Origin of the sequence: Undibacterium sp. MH2W, from assembly GCF_049340215.1 — a bacterium.
Lineage (GTDB): Bacteria > Pseudomonadota > Gammaproteobacteria > Burkholderiales > Burkholderiaceae_D > Undibacterium.
On record NZ_JBMPPA010000013.1, the window covers coordinates 23,501 to 41,121 of the forward strand.

Genomic DNA, 17,621 nt, shown 5'->3' on the forward strand with positions numbered 1-17,621 from the left:
CGTTACTCAGGCAAGGTTAAACTGGTGTTTCCATGATTCTAGTTTAACCAAATCTACGCCAATACCACCACAAACGACAAAAAGTGGTTGTTTAAATGAATGCAGAGCCGGTAAGTTCTGATAAGCAACAGCCAAGGTCGCGCCGCAAGCGGGTTCCACTAACGCTCTTGTGTCGTTTGCAAAACGCAAACACGCGTCAACAGCGTCGGCGTCACTCACCAACACGCTACGAATATCGTGCTCGTGAGTCAGGTCCAATGCTTTTTGCGCAACACGTCGTGCACCTAACGAGGTTGCAATGCTTGAAATGGTTGGCAAGGTGACACAGGTGTTCGCTTGCATCGCTGCATGTAATGAAGCAGCACCTTCCGTTTCAACCGCAATGACGGGGACGTGGGACAGACCATTTCTCTGTAGTCCTTGCACAATGCCACTCATCAATCCGCCGCCGCCCACTGAGCATACAACGACGTCAAACGCGACTTGACCGACCACTTCATCGATCAACGTGCCATTTCCATCCCAAATATCAGGATGGTCAAAAGGAGGAACATAAATAGCGCCTGTTTGTTGACACAGCGCCAGCGCCGCCTGGTTAGCTTCATCCCACACCTGACCTTCAACGATTAAGGTTGCACCAATTGCCTTAATCGCATTGCGGACACTATCACTGGTGGTATGAGGTACGACGATCGTTGTGGTCAGTCCGAGAGCAACGCCAGCGACTGCGGCGGCAAATCCGGCATTCCCACCCGACGGACAAACAAAGTGCTTTGCACCGTTTGCGGCGGCGCGCTGACACATCAAGCCGATGCCGCGCAGCTTAAAGGAACCCGAAGGTTGCAAGTTATCCATCTTTAGCCACACTTGCTTATCCAGCGCCAAAGACAAAGCACGATGGGACAACAAGGGGGTATTGAGATGTAATGGATGCATACCGAGTATTCCTGAAACGGGTTTGATCAAGAGGGGATCATTGGTGCGTCACACCATGAAGACATCGACGCACCGATGATCGCTTGCTACGTGACTTAGCGTGTTTCTGCAAACAATTCGCGGCCAATCAGCATACGGCGAATTTCGCTCGTACCAGCACCGATTTCATACAACTTCGCATCGCGCCACAGGCGGCCAACTGGGTATTCGTTGATATAACCGTTACCACCCAGAGTTTGAATCGCTTCGCCTGCCATCCACGTTGCTTTTTCTGCGGAGTACAGAATTGCGCCAGCCGCATCTTTACGTAGCGCACGCAATGCTTCTGGTGTTTTTGCGCGATCACATGCCTGACCGACAGCATAAACATAGGCTTTGCACGCCATCATCGTGGAATACATGTCGGCCAACTTACCTTGCATCAATTGAAATTCACCAATGGGCTGACCGAATTGTTTACGATCGTGGACGTAGGGCACGACAGAGTCCATACAGGCTTGCATAATGCCCAGCGGACCACCCGACAAGACCGCACGTTCAAAATCCAGACCTGACATCAGCACATTAACGCCTTTGCCCAAACCGCCTAGGACGTTTTCTGCTGGCACTTCACAATCTTCGAACACCAGTTCACCCGTGTGGGAGCCGCGCATGCCCAATTTGTCGAGCTTTTGCGCAATGCTGAAGCCTTTGAAGCCTTTTTCGATCAAGAAAGCGGTCATACCGCGTGGACCCGCTTCGATATCATTTTTGGCATAAACGACCAAGGTATCTGCATCAGGACCGTTGGTGATCCACATTTTGGTCCCGTTCAGTACCCAGCGATCACCTTTGAAATCGGCCCGCAATTTCATACTCACCACGTCCGAACCGGCATTTGGCTCAGACATGGCCAGCGCGCCGATATGCTCCCCTGAGATCAATTTCGGCAGGTATTTTTGTTTTTGTTCTTCCGTACCGTTACGTTTGATCTGGTTAACGCACAGATTAGAGTGCGCACCGTAGGATAAACCCACTGAAGCGGACGCACGGGAAATTTCTTCCATGGCAATAATATGCGCCAGATAGCCCATATTCGCGCCACCGTATTCTTCACCGACCGTGATACCCAGAATGCCTAGGTCACCCATTTTTCGCCACAAATCCATTGGAAACTGGTCGTTACGGTCAATTTCTGCGGCGCGTGGTGCGATTTCGGCAGCGGCGAATTGCTGAATAGCTTCGCGCAAGGCGGCGATGTCTTCGCCGTGATCAAAAGTTAAACCTGGGAGATGAAGCATGTCGTCCTCACTGATTGTTGGAGTTAGTTATTTTGTACATCGAATACATCGTCTTGTTCTTTGCCACACCTCACCCGATCCGCCATCCTTCAACACGCATTGCGCATGCTCAGCATGGTGGATGACTTGGTGTGCAGTGGCAAGATCATTAAGCGTACTACCAGCGTACTCTGTCACTGTGACCGCTCCATTTCTGTAACATTCACAATGACCACATCAAAATTGCTTTTAGCGAAAAATGATACTTCGAATTGACGTTTACGTAAACGTCAATTCGCTTCTTCTGCCCGAGACGGGTCAAATGACGGCTCGCCTACGGACATATTGCTCTGCGCCAACAATCGGCAGCTCTCTTCTTCATGCGCACTAATTTCAGCGAGCATCACTTCGATATCTTCACGTTGTTGCTCTAATGCCGCACGATGCCTTGCCAAAACAACCAAAAAACTTTGCAGCTGTGCCTCGGTGTCCTTGGGAGAACGGTACATATCAACCAAGCTTTTGATATCCGATAGACTTAAACCCAAACGCTTACCGCGTAAGGTCAGTTTCAGGTGCGTACGCTCGCGCGCCGTGTAGACACGGTTTCGTCCGCTCGGTCCCTCGCGTGTGGGGCTGAGTAAGCCCTGGTCTTCGTAAAATCGGATCGCTCGTGGCGTGATGTCGAATTCACGTGCTAATTCGGTAATGGTGTAGGTGGCCATAGTTTTAGATACAAAAATCAGTTTTCTGATTACAATCTCACATTGACGTTAACGTCAATTAAACAAAACGCATTGTAGGCTATTCCAGCCACGGTGTTATCGCAAGATAGTTTGGACTAAAAAAAATAATTCCCGCCACCGGAAAATCACATTAACTTTGTGACAACAGTCCCAGTGAAGTACGCACATAGAGACAACCATGAATCAGCTTGAACAGCAACTCGACTACCCTTTCGGCGAAAAATTACCAGAATCCGGCAAAACAATGGAAATCGCGCCAGGTGTCCTGTGGATACGTATGGGCCTGCCATTTGCCCTTAATCACATTAATCTCTGGTTGCTGGAAGATGAAGTCGAGACGGAAACAGGTCGCGTTCATGGTTGGACCGTGGTTGACTGCGGCATTTCCAGCGATACAACGCGGGATAGTTGGGAAGTATTGCTCGGCGACAAGAATAACCATTTGCGAGGGCTACCGATTGTCCGTGTGATTGTCACGCATTGCCATCCAGATCATGTCGGCCTCGCTGATTTCTTATGCAGCCGCTGGAAAGTGCCTCTTTGGATGACGGCTGGAGAATATGCGTTCGCCAGAATGATGTCAGCCAGCCTTCCCGGTGCAGACGGAACGGCCATGTTCCCGCACTTTCGTAAGCATGGCTTGACGGATCCCGCCCTGTTGGAACAAATCCAAGAAAGAAAAAACCATTACACCCGCCTCGTACCAACGGTACCAGCGGCGTACCGTCGCTTGCAAGAAGGCGTTCCGCTGACCATTCTCGGTCGTCGCTGGGATGTCATTACTGGCTACGGACATTCCCCAGAACATGCATCCCTCTACTGCGCTGAACTCGGGCTCATGATCTCAGGCGACATGCTATTGCCACGGATTTCGACGAACGTGTCGGTATTTGCCATCGAACCTGAAGCCAATCCCGTGCAGCAATATGTCGATTCTCTGCAAAAATATAGCCACCTTCCTTCTGACACACTGATCTTGCCATCCCACGGAAAACCATTCCGCGGCATGCATACCCGCATCCAACAATTGCAAGACCATCATACAGAACGCTTAGAAGAAGTACGCCTTGCCTGCGCCACGCCACAATCGGCGTGTGACATCGTCCCTATGATGTTCCGTCGTCCGCTCGACGCGCACCAACTCACGTTTGCTATCGGCGAAGCACTCGCCCATTTGCATAAACTATGGTTCGATGGCGTTTTGCAGCGTCATCTCGGAGACGATGGCGTGATACGTTTCGTCACTGCTTCCTGATCAATCTGGAGAGGGCCAACAAGAGCCACGTAACAAAATAAGACAATCGCGATGAGTTATCCACCAAACTGGAAGCAACGCATGCTGATGGTTCCTGCTTGAAAACTTTGATATGTTTGCTTTACTTGCTCTTCCGGATCAGCAGCGCCTAGTATGTAGAGCAAAGGCCAATAGTGGTCGGGGGTCGGAACGGCCATCCGAGCAGCTGGGCCGAGAGATGGATAGTCAATCAACGCGGCGTCATGACGAACGCTTATCGCTTGCCAAACGGCATCATCAAACGATTGCGCCCACACTTGGCTGGCATGGGTGCTTTCCGGCGCATGAAAATCCAATGCGCGCAGGTTGTGGGTGATGTTTCCACTCGCAAAAATTAAAACACCATGGTCACGCAATGCTGATAATTGTCGACCTACTGCGTAGTGATAAGCACCAGCCTCTGCATAATTGATCGACAGCTGAAATACAGGGACGTCTGCTTCAGGGTACATATGCGTTAGGACACTCCATGTCCCATGGTCTAGTCCCCATTCACGCGATAGGCGCACAGTTGGAAACGCGTTTTGCAATAATGCGAGCGTGGTCTGCGCCAGCGACTCCTCACCAGGCGCAGGGTACTGGACCGCAAATAAGGCCTCTGGAAAGCCACCAAAGTCATGGATGGTCGGCGGGGTTGGTTGAGCATCGATTTGCGTACTACCAGGTGTCAACCAGTGTGCAGATACCGCAAGAATCGCCTTAGGTTTCGGCAATCGTTTCGCCCACGCGGCCAAATGCTGCGTGTAGGTATTGTCTTCGATGGCATTCATCGGACTACCATGACCAACAAAAATCACAGGCATCCGCGTGGCGGCACGGGCTGTGTGCTCGGCGTTTTCTGTAGGTGAATTCAGACTATTCATGATCAATTTCTATCGAACCAAGTGATATGACTGGATGACTAGGCTGCGCGCCTAGCATTCCTTTTTGTATGACAATAACAGTTCCGCAAAAAATATGTTGGTGAGACCACACTTCCCAACTATCTATCAGAGGGCCAATGCCATATCAGCAGCCGCCTTCGCGTGAAGCGCCGTCGTATCAAAGAGAGGCACACAAGCGTCCGTTTGGCTGATTAGCAAGCCAATTTCAGTACATCCCAGAATGATGGCTTGTGCACCTTTTTGTTGGAGATGTTCAATCACTTGTTGATACGCATGCCGAGATGAGGCGGATGTTATTCCCAAACATAACTCATCATAAATGACGCGGTGAATCATGGCTCGTTCTTCAGGCTCTGGAATCACAACGTCGAGTCCGTGTTGATCAATCAAGCGTTCACGATAGAAATTTTGCTCCATCGTAAATTGCGTGCCTAACAATCCCACTTTGTGTAAGCCAGCTTTCTTTATTGCAATGGCCGTAGGATCAGCGATATGCAACAAAGGAATAGCAACCGCATCTTCAATATCCTGCGCCACTTTGTGCATAGTATTCGTACACAACACGATGAAGTCCGCGTCCGCGTGTTGAAGGCGCTTGGCGGCATCTGCCATTGCACGACCGGCGGCATCCCAGTCACCCTGACGTTGGAATTGTTCAATCTCATGAAAATCAACACTGACCAACACGATTTTGGCGGAATGTAGACCGCCCAACTGTTGTTTGATGTGTTGATTGATCGTACGGTAGTAAGGAATCGTTGACTCCCAACTCATGCCGCCAATTAAGCCTATTGTTTTCACTTTCACCCCCTGTTTTTTTCTTAGAGCAATACGTCTCACTTGATTGCCGATTAGTGATGTCGTATGCATCAGTCATCTAATCAGTCATCTATCTTAATGTTGCTCACGGATGGAAAGACAGATAAAGCCTCGATAAACATGCCATCGTGGCACGGCAATGCCGCCAGTACGGTTACTCTCGAGCATTCATTTCTTTCCTCTGAACATATTCACTCATAATCACAATCGGATTGAGACGTTGTCTCTGAATATTCATTGTAAAATTTGTCACACCAATTTATGATGGAAATAGAAACAGTACGTCGGGATACGCCTCATCCTCGACGATCGATTATTCGTCTGGATACAGGGTGGAGTAGTAGATGCAAGTCAGTGAGTATTTTTCAAAAATCGATTTCTGGTTAATTGCCGCTTTACTTATCTCTGTTGTGCTGGTTATCTTCACCAATGTGCATGCAGCTATCTCTCTAAAACGTCGATACGGCATTTTTGCGACAACATTTCCCGTCATGTTGACCTGCATTATCATTACCTTTATGGGCTACGCTGTGCTTGGCATTAAATATACGGTGAGCGATGAGATGGTGACTATCCGTACGGGTTTTAAAGACGAAAGCATCCCTCTTGTGAAAATCAGTAGGATCGAAGCCAGCAACGACACGGCATCGTCACCAGCGCTGTCGCTTGACCGACTAAAAATCACGTATAACGACGTCCATGGCGCAAGTGAAATCCTGATCTCACCTTCAAACCGGATCACCTTCTGCAAAGATATCTTCGCTCGTATTGAACGAGTGCATAAGCTCAATAATGAGCCACAAGCGGGACTGAGCTGTGGCTCGGTATAATGGCAATCCCTGTCACACCAAACGAGCGACTACTCGTTGACTTGAAATGAAGTGGTGTTACCCCATTGAAAGCGGCTGTTCTGATATTGTTGCTCATTGAGATCCATGCCAGGAATTTCCCAGGTGGTTGGCTCTTCCTGCTCCATGTGGTTATACGCATGACGAAACTGAGACAACGCCTCATAGACCACTTTGCGCGCTCTATTGATTCCCCCCAAAGGACGGTGCTCAGCCAGCACACGCCAAGGTGAAAACGACATATGCTCACCAAACTCACGCTGTAGTTCGCTATGAAATTGTTGCCGAGGAATTCGGATGGTGGCTACTTTTCTGAATGGTGACAACGACTCTGGCCATAACTTACCGGGGTCTTCAATCGGCATTTGTGTCGCATCTGTTTGTACCTGAATACAAAAATCAAAGACCGCATCTTCTTGTGATAGCTGCGTCACCATGGCGTCGCGCAAATAATTTGCTTTCGGTGGCGATGGGATTTTATCGATGGTTTGTGTACTCGGAAACACCGCGTATTTCACCGCCTTATCGCCAAACAAATACGGAGTCGTACTGAAATAACTGATATGTAGCGGATTAGCGCATTTCAGCATCGAATGCCAGAAATTATACGCCGCGCGCCAATGCGTTAAAAAGAATCCGATCATCGAAAAAGCACCCGACGTCAGTGCCTTGAATAGCTCTGCAAATTCTTTCACGTTGGCGGCGACAAACACATCCGTACTGATCAAGACAAAATCGTGTGTCTGCACATCCGCATCCGGATCAAGCAATTTTTTCCCGTGTACACCCAAGAGCTTAATGGCCATTCCCCGAATATCATTTTTGATATCTGGTTGAATAGTCCCACTTTGATTAGAAAATCGAATCCACGCCTTATAGCGACGATTATCGCGAAATACACCAACGCGTAGATCAGGTGGCAGGTCAGGTTCGATAATAAAGTAGGCACGCACTAATCCATGCATCTTAGGATGCGCCTCGCGACGCATAATGCCTTTCGGGTAATCCCTTTGCATTTTCGCCTGCAAACGCTTTCGTAATTCACGAACATACTTTTCCTCATCGGGAGGAATGGTTTCGGTTGCAAGGGGTAGTGGGGACGCCATAGATTTCCTCTTCACGCTGAATATCGACCACGGGTTTCTATCGTTAAATCACGCATTAAAGCTTTGCAAGGTGGAGTTGATACTACCGTTAAAAACCAAGCTCGCATCGTTGTGACGTCATCTCACCGTAAGTTGATGATTGAAAAAGCGAAAAGCGTTAATGCATATCAAAAAAGCACTCTGCATATTACCTACCAAGATGTTGCTAAGCAATCAATGATTGCATCATGTAGCAATTTGAAACAATTTAACGCGCAAACCTCGAAGATAAAGACGATTTAACGAAAATATGCCCTCAACCTCCTGTCAGATGATGAGCGAACAACGAAAATCGAATCCGCTTAACGTCTGCTTAACGTCTGCTACGTAGCGCCCATGCCACGATGATGACGCCCGCCACGCCAGCAATACCAAACTTGGTAAAGTGATCTGAAACCAGCAGACCGGCTGATACAGCAGTCCAAGACAAGGCATTGACGGTTTCAAGCAGCGTCGGTATCACATTGCCCTGTCCTCGGCGCTTAAAGCGGTCACGAGTCGTCGATTTACCCAGCCAACGATAGACCAGTACCGTGCCCGTCACGCCACCCAGGCTGCACAGGGTGAGCGTGGCGCCCATTTTGACGTCATGTAACCACAACCACACGAGCACAGGACTCATCAGCACATACACTGGCGCGATGGCCGCAACCAACTTTGCGTAGCCGATTTGTGCTGCCATTACGGGTGCGCTGTGGAGTAGATCAGGCGCATCTTCTGCCGACACGATGACCCATATTAATGATCCAGCAAGAGAAATGGAGAGGTAAGTCAATCCGGAAACGACACCCGACAACATGACTCCCTGCTTAAAAATCACGAAGAAAAGTGGGAACATGTACAGTAATTGTAAACCTATCTGCGCTAAGAGCTCGATGTCTCGAAACAAGAGACGCCACTCCTTCTTCAGCACGACGAGCCAAATATTGCTTGTGAAACGTCGCTGGCGATCGCGCGATACGGGCTGACGTAGAGCACTTGTCGTCTTTGAAGATTGGCTCGTACCACCTGCCTGTTGGACACCCCGCACAAAAAAATGATGTGTGTATCGGGTTGTGAGCCAACAGCAAATGACCCCAAGTCCTAAGAACCCGGCAGCGCTAACCACATCCCCATAAACAGCGCGTGCTGGTAACCACAACCAGCTATCAGGCGCCAGCAAGCGGTGTTGGTCGAGGAATATGAACGCTGTTGACATCCACTTCTCGCGCAACTGCGGGTTAATATGCGACATACTTTGCGACATCAGAAACATGACGGCCCCTGTCAGGGCGCTCAGCAAGTGGGCGACAGTATGGGTGCGCTGAATACCAATGAGCTTTACCAAACTTAAGGTGAGCAACATCGCAGCAGAAGCGCTCAACATCGCGATACTCAATAACACTGGATAGGCTGAAAGCCAGCCAATATGTCCAAGCGCTGCACCCGCATTAATCACCGGTGAGAAAAAACACGCATATAAAGCACTGATACCAACAACGATGGCAGCCAGTCGAACTGAAAAAATCGTTTTTGTTGGCAGCGGCGAGGATAAAAGTAAATCAAGATCCCCGCGTTCAAAAAGCGCTTTCACACTACGGTTAAGCGCCGATGACAACATAAACGTTGCGATCAATATTAAAACAAACGTCGTAATCCATCGAACCGGTGCCATCGTCGCGACATCGAACACAGGCACATCGGCGAGTACTCGCCATGCGAGGTAGTGCGCAGCTAGCCAGAGCGCAGCAAAAAAAAGACCCACTTTCAGCGAGATCCCACGCGCTATTTTTCTCTTCTGCGTCTTTCTGTTGGCATGCGCATCGTTCGCAGACGTTGATTTGGAGCTTTCCCCCATTTCATAAAAAAACATCCGCCATTCGTGCACAAAGAGCCACAAGGCACTGCCCGGCTGAAATTGAAGGAGGCGCATATCAGGCAGATTCCGTTAATTGCAAGAAGACCTGCTCTAGTGTCACCGCGTCTCGGCTTTGATCCTGTCGTTGTGCGATTCCACGTAGCTGATCGAGACTTCCTTCGGCAATCAACTTGCCGTGCTGAATAATCCCGATGCGTTGCGCCATCCGTTCTGCGACTTCGAGAATATGTGTCGTCAAAATAACGGTGCCGCCTTTGTTCACATGCGCCAGCAGTAAATCTTTGACTTGACGCGAGGCTGCGGCGTCGAGCCCGGTGAGGGGTTCATCGAGAATGATTAACTCGGGTTCATGAATTAATGCACCTGCTAGTGCAAGTTTTTGCTTCATTCCCCGAGAAAAACCCTCAGTGAGCTCGTCGGCGTGCTTCGTTAAATCTAACCACGTTAATAATTCGGTAGCTTTTCGCTGAGCGACGTCTGGGGCCATTCCCCACAACCCAGCAACAAATTCGAGGTACTCATAGGGTTTGAGTTTGTTGTACAGAAGTGGGTCATCAGGCAAATAGGCCAGTTTTTGCTTGGCCGCGGCAGGATGACTCAGCAAATCGGCATCCAGAATATGAATGCTGCCACTATCGGGCAACAATAAACCAGCGACCATCCTTAAGGTCGTCGTTTTTCCCGCGCCATTGGGGCCCAGCAAAGCGTATAGCTCTCCTTTGTTGACGGTCAGATCAAGATGATCGACTGCCGGACGTCCAAAAGCTTTATTCAATCCGACAAGCTGTAAGGCAACATCTGACATAGTGCTTCCTTTATTGGTGGCGTACTACCCGCTCTGCGCAATGAGAAGGGGCTTCGAACCGGCTTCGTTGGTACATGGTACCAACACAGTTGCCTTTAGAAATCAAAAAAAAGAGATAGCGTGGCTAGAGAAACGCCTTGAATGCCCCAATCTTCCACGAATAGACATGAAGCGACTAACAGCGACAAACAACGATCACCTACCATCACTAACGAACTTCATTATTTCACATTTATTTACAATCTTACCAATAAACAAAATTGCATGCCTGAACTATTCGTTGTTTTAAGCGGTATTGTTGCTGAAGTAACGCCCTATCGCCCTGCAAAATAGGCGACCGCCCGATGTCAAATGCAAATTTCGGCTATGCTTGCTCCAAATTTACGTCATGCGCCTACGCAATGGCATCATATCCTGAAGGAAATTCTGTGAGTAATCTGTTAAACCAACGTCTTGCACTACTCGATAGCACTGCGCATCGTCCCTTGCTTGAACAAGGCTTACGAGGCATCGAGCGTGAAACTTTGCGGGTAGATGTCCAAGGACACCTTTCTCAACAGGCCCATCCAGCATCCCTAGGAGCAACCCTCACTCATCCGCAAATCACAACGGATTACGCGGAAGCCTTATTAGAATTCATCACGCCAGCAGAGCCTGATATTGCGTCAGCTTTAGATAAGCTGGATAAAATTCATCGTTTTGCGTATTCCAAGCTAGGTGATGAGATGCTGTGGAGCCAATCCATGCCATGTCCATTGCCAGACGAAAAAGACATCGCGATCGCTTGGTACGGCACCTCCCACATTGGCATGATCAAGCATGTCTATCGCCGCGGCCTTGCGTTGCGCTATGGTAAGAGTATGCAATGTATCGCTGGCATTCATTACAACTACTCGCTATCCGAAGACATCTGGAAACTATTGCAACAAGCCGAAAATACACCTGGCGATAGCATGACGATGCAGTCCGAAAGCTACATCGCTATGATCCGTAATTTCAAGCGCTATAGCTGGTTATTGATGTACCTATTTGGTGCATCACCCGCTTTAACGACATCATTCTTGCGGGGTCGCCCTCACCAGTTGGAAACCTTGTCTGCCGATACGCTGTACCTTCCTTATGCCACGAGTCTGCGCATGAGTGACCTCGGATACCAGAACAATGCGCAAGATGGCTTAGTGCCACCGTACAACAGTCTGATGGAGTACATGCGCAGCTTGTCTATCGCCGTGCGTAAGCCCTATCCCGATTACGAAAAAATCGGTACAAAAATCGATGGAGAATGGGTACAAATCAACACCAATGTGTTGCAGATCGAAAACGAGTTTTACGCGACGATTCGTCCAAAGCGCGTGATACGGAGCGGCGAACGTCCCATCGAAGCCTTGTGTGCACGTGGTGTTCAGTATGTCGAGGTTCGTTGCATGGACGTCAATCCCTTCGATCCTTTGGGCATTAACCTAGAAACGTCCCGTTTCCTCGACGCCTTTTTGTTATTTTGTGCACTAGAAGACAGTCCACTCACCAACGAAGCAGAAGGTGCCGAAAATACTGCAAATTTTGCGCTTGCTGTGAAAGAAGGCCGTCGCCCAGGACTCACCCTCCACAATCAAGGTGAAGCCATCACGCTGCAATCATGGGGATTAGCATTGCTCGACAAAATCGCGCCAGTCGCTGCCTTACTCGATAAGCAACGTGGCAACAATGAATATACGCACTCTATGCAAGTACAGAAAGACAAGTTACTCGATAGCGAACTAACCCCATCGGCTCGCGTGCTGAGAGAAATTCGCCATGAGAATGGTTCTTTCGCACAATTCGCTCTCAAACAAAGCAGCCAATTGGCCGCCCAATTCCGTGCACGCCCTCTGGATGCAGAGGATCAGGCTTACTTTGAACAACTAGCAAGCCAATCTCTCGCCGAACAAACAGAGATGGAGACGTCGCAGAGCGGAACGTTTGAAGAATTTATTACTGACTATCGTTCGCGCACGTCAAGCCAGATCTGTTGTGATAATTGAGCAACCTCAGCTCGAGATGGCGTCAACCGCCGTTTGATGTGTTGAAAAGAAGCTGCTGCGCTGCCGTTTGGGGCAGCAGCTTAGATAATTGATCTCACAGCGCGACCCGTGTGCTGCCTTTGGGTATTACCAGAATTGCCAAAAACTCTTTTTCTTGCTGGGCTTTGCTTTTGATTTAACAGGCAGCCCCATGCGCTCCAAGGCTTCTTCATGGCTCATGTTTTTGCCACGTAAATACGCATAGTAGTACTCTTTCGGCATCTTGAATTTGAGGTTAAATGGGTCTTTCAAATGCTCTTTGAGTAATTGTTCGTATTTAGTCCAATCAGGTACATCGCCATTATTTTTTGCTGCGAGCTTACGAACATAGGCCATTGCCTCATCAATTTTCAAATTATTCATTCTGCACCTATCTATTATCAACGTCTTTGCAGATGATCACACTGTCTTCAGACTTAAATCGGACTCATTTGTTTTAATGCGTTTTGTTTAGCAGTATTAAAGCATATAACCTGCCAACGATCAGACACCACAGCCCTTCTGAGTTGCAAAAGTGTCGTTAATCCGTTTCATCTCAATTCTGAGCCGATCTTCTTGCTTTCTGAGGCCGCCTCCAATAGCATGGGCAAGTTAATTTTCTAGCGTCAGTTCCCATGCCTGCACTGCCCGAATTACGAGAGTTAGAACGGATCATTAAGCTTGGACATGCACATCTAGAAGTCGATGTGATGTGTGAAGTCGATGTGAAGCACAAACGGTTCCCGGTCTATAAGCTGGCGTTGGGAAATCCTGCCCCCGATGTGCCAGCAATCGGTTTTTTTGGTGGTATTCACGGGCTCGAGAGGATAGGAACGCAGGTTCTGTTATCTTTTTTACGCGGGCTGATCTCACGTCTCTCTTGGGATAAAAGCCTGCAGCACCTCTTGCAAGAAGTGCGCCTCGTGTTCATGCCACTGATCAATCCAGGTGGCATGTGGCAGACCACCCGTAGTAACCCAAATGGCGTGGATTTGATGCGTAATGCGCCCGTTGAAGCGATTGATAAGGTGCCGTTTCTGCTGGGTGGCCACCGGATTAGCAAACATTTACCTTGGTATCGCGGGCCAGATGGCGCAGACATGGAAGCAGAAAATATCGCTCTATGCCGCACCGTCGTCGATGAGCTGTTATCTCGTCAGTTCAGTATCGCCATCGATTGCCACTCTGGCTTTGGGCTGAGGGACCGGGTCTGGTTTCCGCATGCCCATAGCGTCCATCCTATTCCACATCTGGCCGATATCCTCGCCCTAGAAGAGCTGTTTCAGCAAACCCATCCTAATCATCACTATCTGTTTGAACCGCAAAGCCTGCAATACCAAACACATGGTGATGTCTGGGACTACCTTTACTTACAAGCCCAGCATACGCCTGAGAAAACGTTTTTACCGTTGACGCTGGAAATGGGGTCATGGATCTGGGTGAAAAAGAATCCGCGCCAGCTATTTTCACGACATGGCATGTTTAATCCGGTTGCAGAACATCGCCTCCACCGGGTACTTAGACGTCATACGTCATGGCTCGATTTCCTGATGCGGGCTACCAGTGGACATCGCGAATGGATCGCCCAAGGACCAACACGGCTACGTCTTCAGGAACGTGCGGTAGCAAGGTGGTACCGACCATGACCTGGGTGTTATTGCGCGGCTTGATGCGTGAAAAAAGGCATTGGGGGCAATTTTTAACGGATTTTCAGGCTGCTTTTCCTGATGAGACCGTGTTGACGATTGATTTTCCCGGCAACGGAGCACTCTGCCAGCACGCCAGCGCCAGCACGATTGCAGCGATGGTCGAAGCGGCGCGAGAGCAGGTACGTGCTGCTGGCATCACCGATCGTCTCAACGTACTGTCGATTTCTTTAGGTGCCATGGCAGCGGTCTCTTGGGCGCAGACCTATCCACAAGAGGTCAATCGCTTGGTACTGATGAATACGAGTCTCGCCCCGCATAATCGTTTCTACCAACGACTACGTCCGCGCAACTATCCACGGTTACTTGTCACCATGTTGTTCGGCTCTGTACGCCAACGCGAGCAATTGATACGCGATCTGACTTGTCATCCAACCGATGCTGCTATTGCATCCTCGCTCGTTGACGCATGGGTAAGCTACGCACAACAGTATCCGATCAGTCGCACCAATATCGTACGGCAATTAATAGCCGCGATGAGATACCGCGCGCCATACCAGCAGCCACATCCGTCTCTATTGCTGTTGGCGGGTGGAGGAGATCGTCTGGTCAATCCAATTTGCTCACAGATCCTGGCCGATCGTTGGCGTAGTCCACTCCGTGTCCACCCATCAGCAGGGCACGACTTGCCGCTCGATGAGGGCGCGTGGGTCATTGATCAAGTGAAACACTGGCTTGATGAAGCTTTCTTCACCCCATCGGGCGAAGGATAGCAAACGAATCGCCAAGTCGGTCGTGCCTCAGCCTGTGCAGCACAATTCATTTATCATCCTCGTTTCACTTCGCAATGAACGTACTCACCGTGCAAAAAAATACACTCACTATTTATCTTAAGCTTCTTGCTGTCGCCTTATTCTGGGGTGGCACTTTTATCGCCGGTCGCATTGTGGCACCACAAATTCCGCATATGACGGCAGCGGCGTTACGTTTCATGGTCGCCTGCGCGCTTCTCGTTCCACTAGCATGGAAAGTAGAAGGGGGACTGCCTAAACTGAACCGCGCGCAGTTGCACGCCACGTTTGCACTCGGCGCCACGGGTATTTTTTTGTATAACATTTGTTTTTTCGCTGCCCTAGAACGTATGCCAGCAGGCCGCACCGCCTTGTTTGTGGCACTCAATCCTATCGTCACCGCGCTGATTCTTGCCGCGCTCTTTGGCGAACGTTTAGGCGCACGTCGCTGGATAGGGATCTTTATCGCCTTTGTCGGTGCAAGTGTGGTCATTACGAAGGGCGACCTCAGTGGCGCGATAGCAGATTTTTCGCAATCCGTCGGTCAAGGCGAGCTGTTTATGATTTGCGCCATTTGCGGCTGGGCTGCCTACACGATCATCGGTAGACACGCTTTAAAAGGTTTATCGCCTATTGCGGCAACAACCTATGCGTCGCTCTGGGGCTTATTACTACTGATGTGCGGCGCGTCTACTGAATGGCATCAATTCGAGCCACGCCATCTAAGTTGGCAAGTACTTGCCGCCCTGCTCTACCTCGGTGCTGTCGGAACGGTCATTGGTTTCGTCTGGTATTACGAGGGCGTCAAAGCAATCGGACCTGCTCGTACTGCTGTCTTTAATAATCTTATTCCCGTGTTTGGTATTGGTCTGGGCGCTTTGCTCTTAGGCGAACCGATCCTCATCTCCATGGTAGCAGGGGGTATCTTGGTGATTGGGGGCGTCTTGTTGACGAATCGGTAAATCCGAACAATGTTTTTGTTTAAAACAGCGGAAAATGTATACGTTTCGACATTTTTTTGATAACAATGGGGGTATTTTTCAAAAAAACGTGATTCTGAACAAAAATTGGTTACGGTTATAACAAGATAAAACAAATAGTTGCAAAATTGCAATTATATGCGCATTTTTATAACAAAATCATTGCAATTAATCATAATCCGTCCAAAATAGTCATTGTGTATTAACATTAACTTACAAAAGTATTTTTTTTATAAGTTTAGAAGTCCATGCTGCAATTCATTTGGGATATGTAACATGCTGAATATTTCTCTACGTACACATCGCGACTTGCTTCTGTCATTCCTCTTGCTGCTGTTAAGCATCGTGGTGATCGTATGGAGCAATTTCAGCATATCGACCCTGATTGCAGTAGTTGTCATTTTGTCCGTTGGGGTATATCTCCTGTGGGAAGTATCGCAAATCCGTGTCCGTGAAGCGGAGGCGGCAGCTGAAAAAGAGCAGACTAGCGACGCGTCGATCACGACCGAGCTGCCGAATTTACTGCATCATGTATTACCCCTCTGGAGCGCCCATGTTAGCTCTGTCAAAGAACAAACAGAGCAAGCAGCAAACGAGCTCATCCGTAGTTTCTCATCGATGGTGAACGAATTTGACGCCGCCGGTTTTGGCAGCGTCACTGATATCAACCAGTCCAAAGATGCAGACGCCACCATTTCGCTGCTGCAGCTATGCAAAAAAGAGCTGACGCCCGTCATTGATTCACTCGGAACAATGATTCAAAGTAAAGACGAACTATTGCACTGCATTCGTGATTTAGCGGCGTCAACCAACGAACTGAACACAATGGCACAGGAGGTCGGTCAGATTGCAGCCCAAACAAACCTGTTAGCCATTAACGCTGCGATTGAGGCGGCCAGGGTGGGTGAACACGGACGTGGCTTTGCCGTGGTGGCTGGAGAAGTACGCAAGCTGTCACAAATGTCCGCAGAGACGGGGCGACGTATGGGCGAACGGGTAAAAAATGTCTCCAGTGTCATGAAAACGGCATTAGCCACTGCCGACCGCGCCTCGGTCCAAGACAGTAAGGTACTGGAAATCTCTGGTGCGGTGGTGCGTGACGTCTTGTCTCACGTTGAAACAATGGGCGACTCTGCTGCCCAGATGCGAGCACACGGTAACATCATCCGAAAAGATATCGAAGAGTTACTCGTCAGTTTGCAGTTCCAAGACCGTATCGCACAAATGTTGGATGTCGTCCGCGGCGACATCAGTAAACTCCATGAAAACGTCGCTTTTGCAGGAGATGACACGGAGTTGCCCTTGACCCAACAATGGCTAGAAGAACTACAAAGAACCTATACGATGCATGATGAGTATCAAAATCATGGCGGGGATTCAAAAGCCAGTGAAAACCAAGCGTCAGAAATCACCTTCTTCTGATCATGAACACCGCCAATAGAACGATGTTACTGACCACCTTTGTATTACGTTAATTAACACCGATAGCTGAATTTCGCAGTTTTGCATCCGTCCTTAGCATAGGGGCTGGCAGTTGTTTGCTAGCCCCTGCTATTTGTGAAGTGGAGTAA

Annotated in this window: 16 protein-coding genes; 7 read left to right on the top strand and 9 right to left on the bottom strand. The window is 49.1% G+C overall.

All coding sequences use genetic code 11. From position 1 onward, the window contains the following. Nucleotides 1-6: 6 nt before the first annotated feature. From ACO0K2_RS19330 to ACO0K2_RS19340, 3 genes are all read right to left on the bottom strand, one after another. Complete coding sequence (locus tag ACO0K2_RS19330) at nt 7-936, bottom strand: pyridoxal-phosphate dependent enzyme (protein WP_423021696.1); 930 nt, start codon at nt 934-936, stop codon at nt 7-9. Nucleotides 937-1,031: 95 nt separating this feature from the next. Beyond that, the gene (locus ACO0K2_RS19335; RefSeq protein WP_423021697.1) at nt 1,032-2,216 is read right to left on the bottom strand and encodes an isovaleryl-CoA dehydrogenase; all 1,185 of its coding nucleotides are present in this window, start codon (nt 2,214-2,216) and stop codon (nt 1,032-1,034) included. Nucleotides 2,217-2,485: 269 nt separating this feature from the next. Further along, nucleotides 2,486-2,920, bottom strand: coding sequence for a MerR family transcriptional regulator (locus ACO0K2_RS19340; protein WP_423021698.1), 435 nt, complete (start codon nt 2,918-2,920; stop codon nt 2,486-2,488). A gap of 199 nt (nt 2,921-3,119) precedes the next feature. Between ACO0K2_RS19340 and ACO0K2_RS19345 the strand changes: the two genes are divergently transcribed. Beyond that, nucleotides 3,120-4,196, top strand: coding sequence for an MBL fold metallo-hydrolase (locus tag ACO0K2_RS19345; protein WP_423021699.1), 1,077 nt, complete (start codon nt 3,120-3,122; stop codon nt 4,194-4,196). 56 nt (nt 4,197-4,252) lie between these two features. On the opposite strand, the gene ygiD is transcribed toward ACO0K2_RS19345, so the two are convergent. Both ygiD and ACO0K2_RS19355 read right to left on the bottom strand, forming a co-directional pair. Further along, entirely contained in the window at nt 4,253-5,098 is an 846-nt protein-coding gene (gene ygiD, locus ACO0K2_RS19350) for a 4,5-DOPA dioxygenase extradiol (protein ID WP_423021700.1), read from the bottom strand. 126 nt (nt 5,099-5,224) lie between these two features. Next, nucleotides 5,225-5,920 carry an aspartate/glutamate racemase family protein gene (locus ACO0K2_RS19355; protein ID WP_423021701.1) on the bottom strand — a complete coding sequence of 232 codons (696 nt, stop codon included), beginning with the start codon at nt 5,918-5,920 and terminating at the stop codon, nt 5,225-5,227. A 362-nt stretch (nt 5,921-6,282) separates the two neighbouring features. On the opposite strand from ACO0K2_RS19355, the gene ACO0K2_RS19360 reads away from it, so the two are divergent. Further along, entirely contained in the window at nt 6,283-6,768 is a 486-nt protein-coding gene (locus ACO0K2_RS19360) for a PH domain-containing protein (RefSeq protein ID WP_423021702.1), read from the top strand. Between the two features lie 29 nt (nt 6,769-6,797). On the opposite strand, the gene ACO0K2_RS19365 is transcribed toward ACO0K2_RS19360, so the two are convergent. From ACO0K2_RS19365 to ACO0K2_RS19375, 3 genes are all read right to left on the bottom strand, one after another. Then, nucleotides 6,798-7,892, bottom strand: coding sequence for a catalase family protein (locus tag ACO0K2_RS19365; protein WP_423021703.1), 1,095 nt, complete (start codon nt 7,890-7,892; stop codon nt 6,798-6,800). Between the two features lie 352 nt (nt 7,893-8,244). Beyond that, on the bottom strand, nt 8,245-9,843 hold the full coding sequence (locus tag ACO0K2_RS19370; protein ID WP_423021704.1) for a hypothetical protein: 1,599 nt from the start codon (nt 9,841-9,843) through the stop codon (nt 8,245-8,247). A gap of 1 nt (nt 9,844) precedes the next feature. Beyond that, entirely contained in the window at nt 9,845-10,594 is a 750-nt protein-coding gene (locus ACO0K2_RS19375) for an ABC transporter ATP-binding protein (RefSeq protein WP_423021705.1), read from the bottom strand. Nucleotides 10,595-11,022: 428 nt separating this feature from the next. On the opposite strand from ACO0K2_RS19375, the gene gshA reads away from it, so the two are divergent. Continuing rightward, the gene (gshA, locus tag ACO0K2_RS19380; protein WP_423021706.1) at nt 11,023-12,615 is read left to right on the top strand and encodes a glutamate--cysteine ligase; all 1,593 of its coding nucleotides are present in this window, start codon (nt 11,023-11,025) and stop codon (nt 12,613-12,615) included. 126 nt (nt 12,616-12,741) lie between these two features. Here gshA and ACO0K2_RS19385 read toward each other — a convergent pair whose 3' ends face one another. Then, complete coding sequence (locus ACO0K2_RS19385) at nt 12,742-13,017, bottom strand: hypothetical protein (RefSeq protein WP_423021707.1); 276 nt, start codon at nt 13,015-13,017, stop codon at nt 12,742-12,744. A 251-nt stretch (nt 13,018-13,268) separates the two neighbouring features. Between ACO0K2_RS19385 and ACO0K2_RS19390 the strand changes: the two genes are divergently transcribed. The 4 genes from ACO0K2_RS19390 (at nt 13,269) to ACO0K2_RS19405 (ending at nt 17,472) form a co-directional block, all read left to right on the top strand. After that, nucleotides 13,269-14,279, top strand: coding sequence for a M14 family zinc carboxypeptidase (locus ACO0K2_RS19390; protein ID WP_423021708.1), 1,011 nt, complete (start codon nt 13,269-13,271; stop codon nt 14,277-14,279). After that, nucleotides 14,276-15,052, top strand: a complete 777-nt coding sequence (locus ACO0K2_RS19395) for an alpha/beta fold hydrolase (protein ID WP_423021709.1) — start codon at nt 14,276-14,278, stop codon at nt 15,050-15,052. The genes ACO0K2_RS19390 and ACO0K2_RS19395 overlap by 4 nt, the downstream gene beginning before the upstream one ends. A 74-nt stretch (nt 15,053-15,126) precedes the next feature. Beyond that, complete coding sequence (locus ACO0K2_RS19400) at nt 15,127-16,032, top strand: DMT family transporter (protein ID WP_423021710.1); 906 nt, start codon at nt 15,127-15,129, stop codon at nt 16,030-16,032. A 771-nt stretch (nt 16,033-16,803) separates the two neighbouring features. Further along, nucleotides 16,804-17,472, top strand: a complete 669-nt coding sequence (locus tag ACO0K2_RS19405; RefSeq protein ID WP_423021722.1) for a methyl-accepting chemotaxis protein — start codon at nt 16,804-16,806, stop codon at nt 17,470-17,472. Nucleotides 17,473-17,621: the final 149 nt, after the last annotated feature.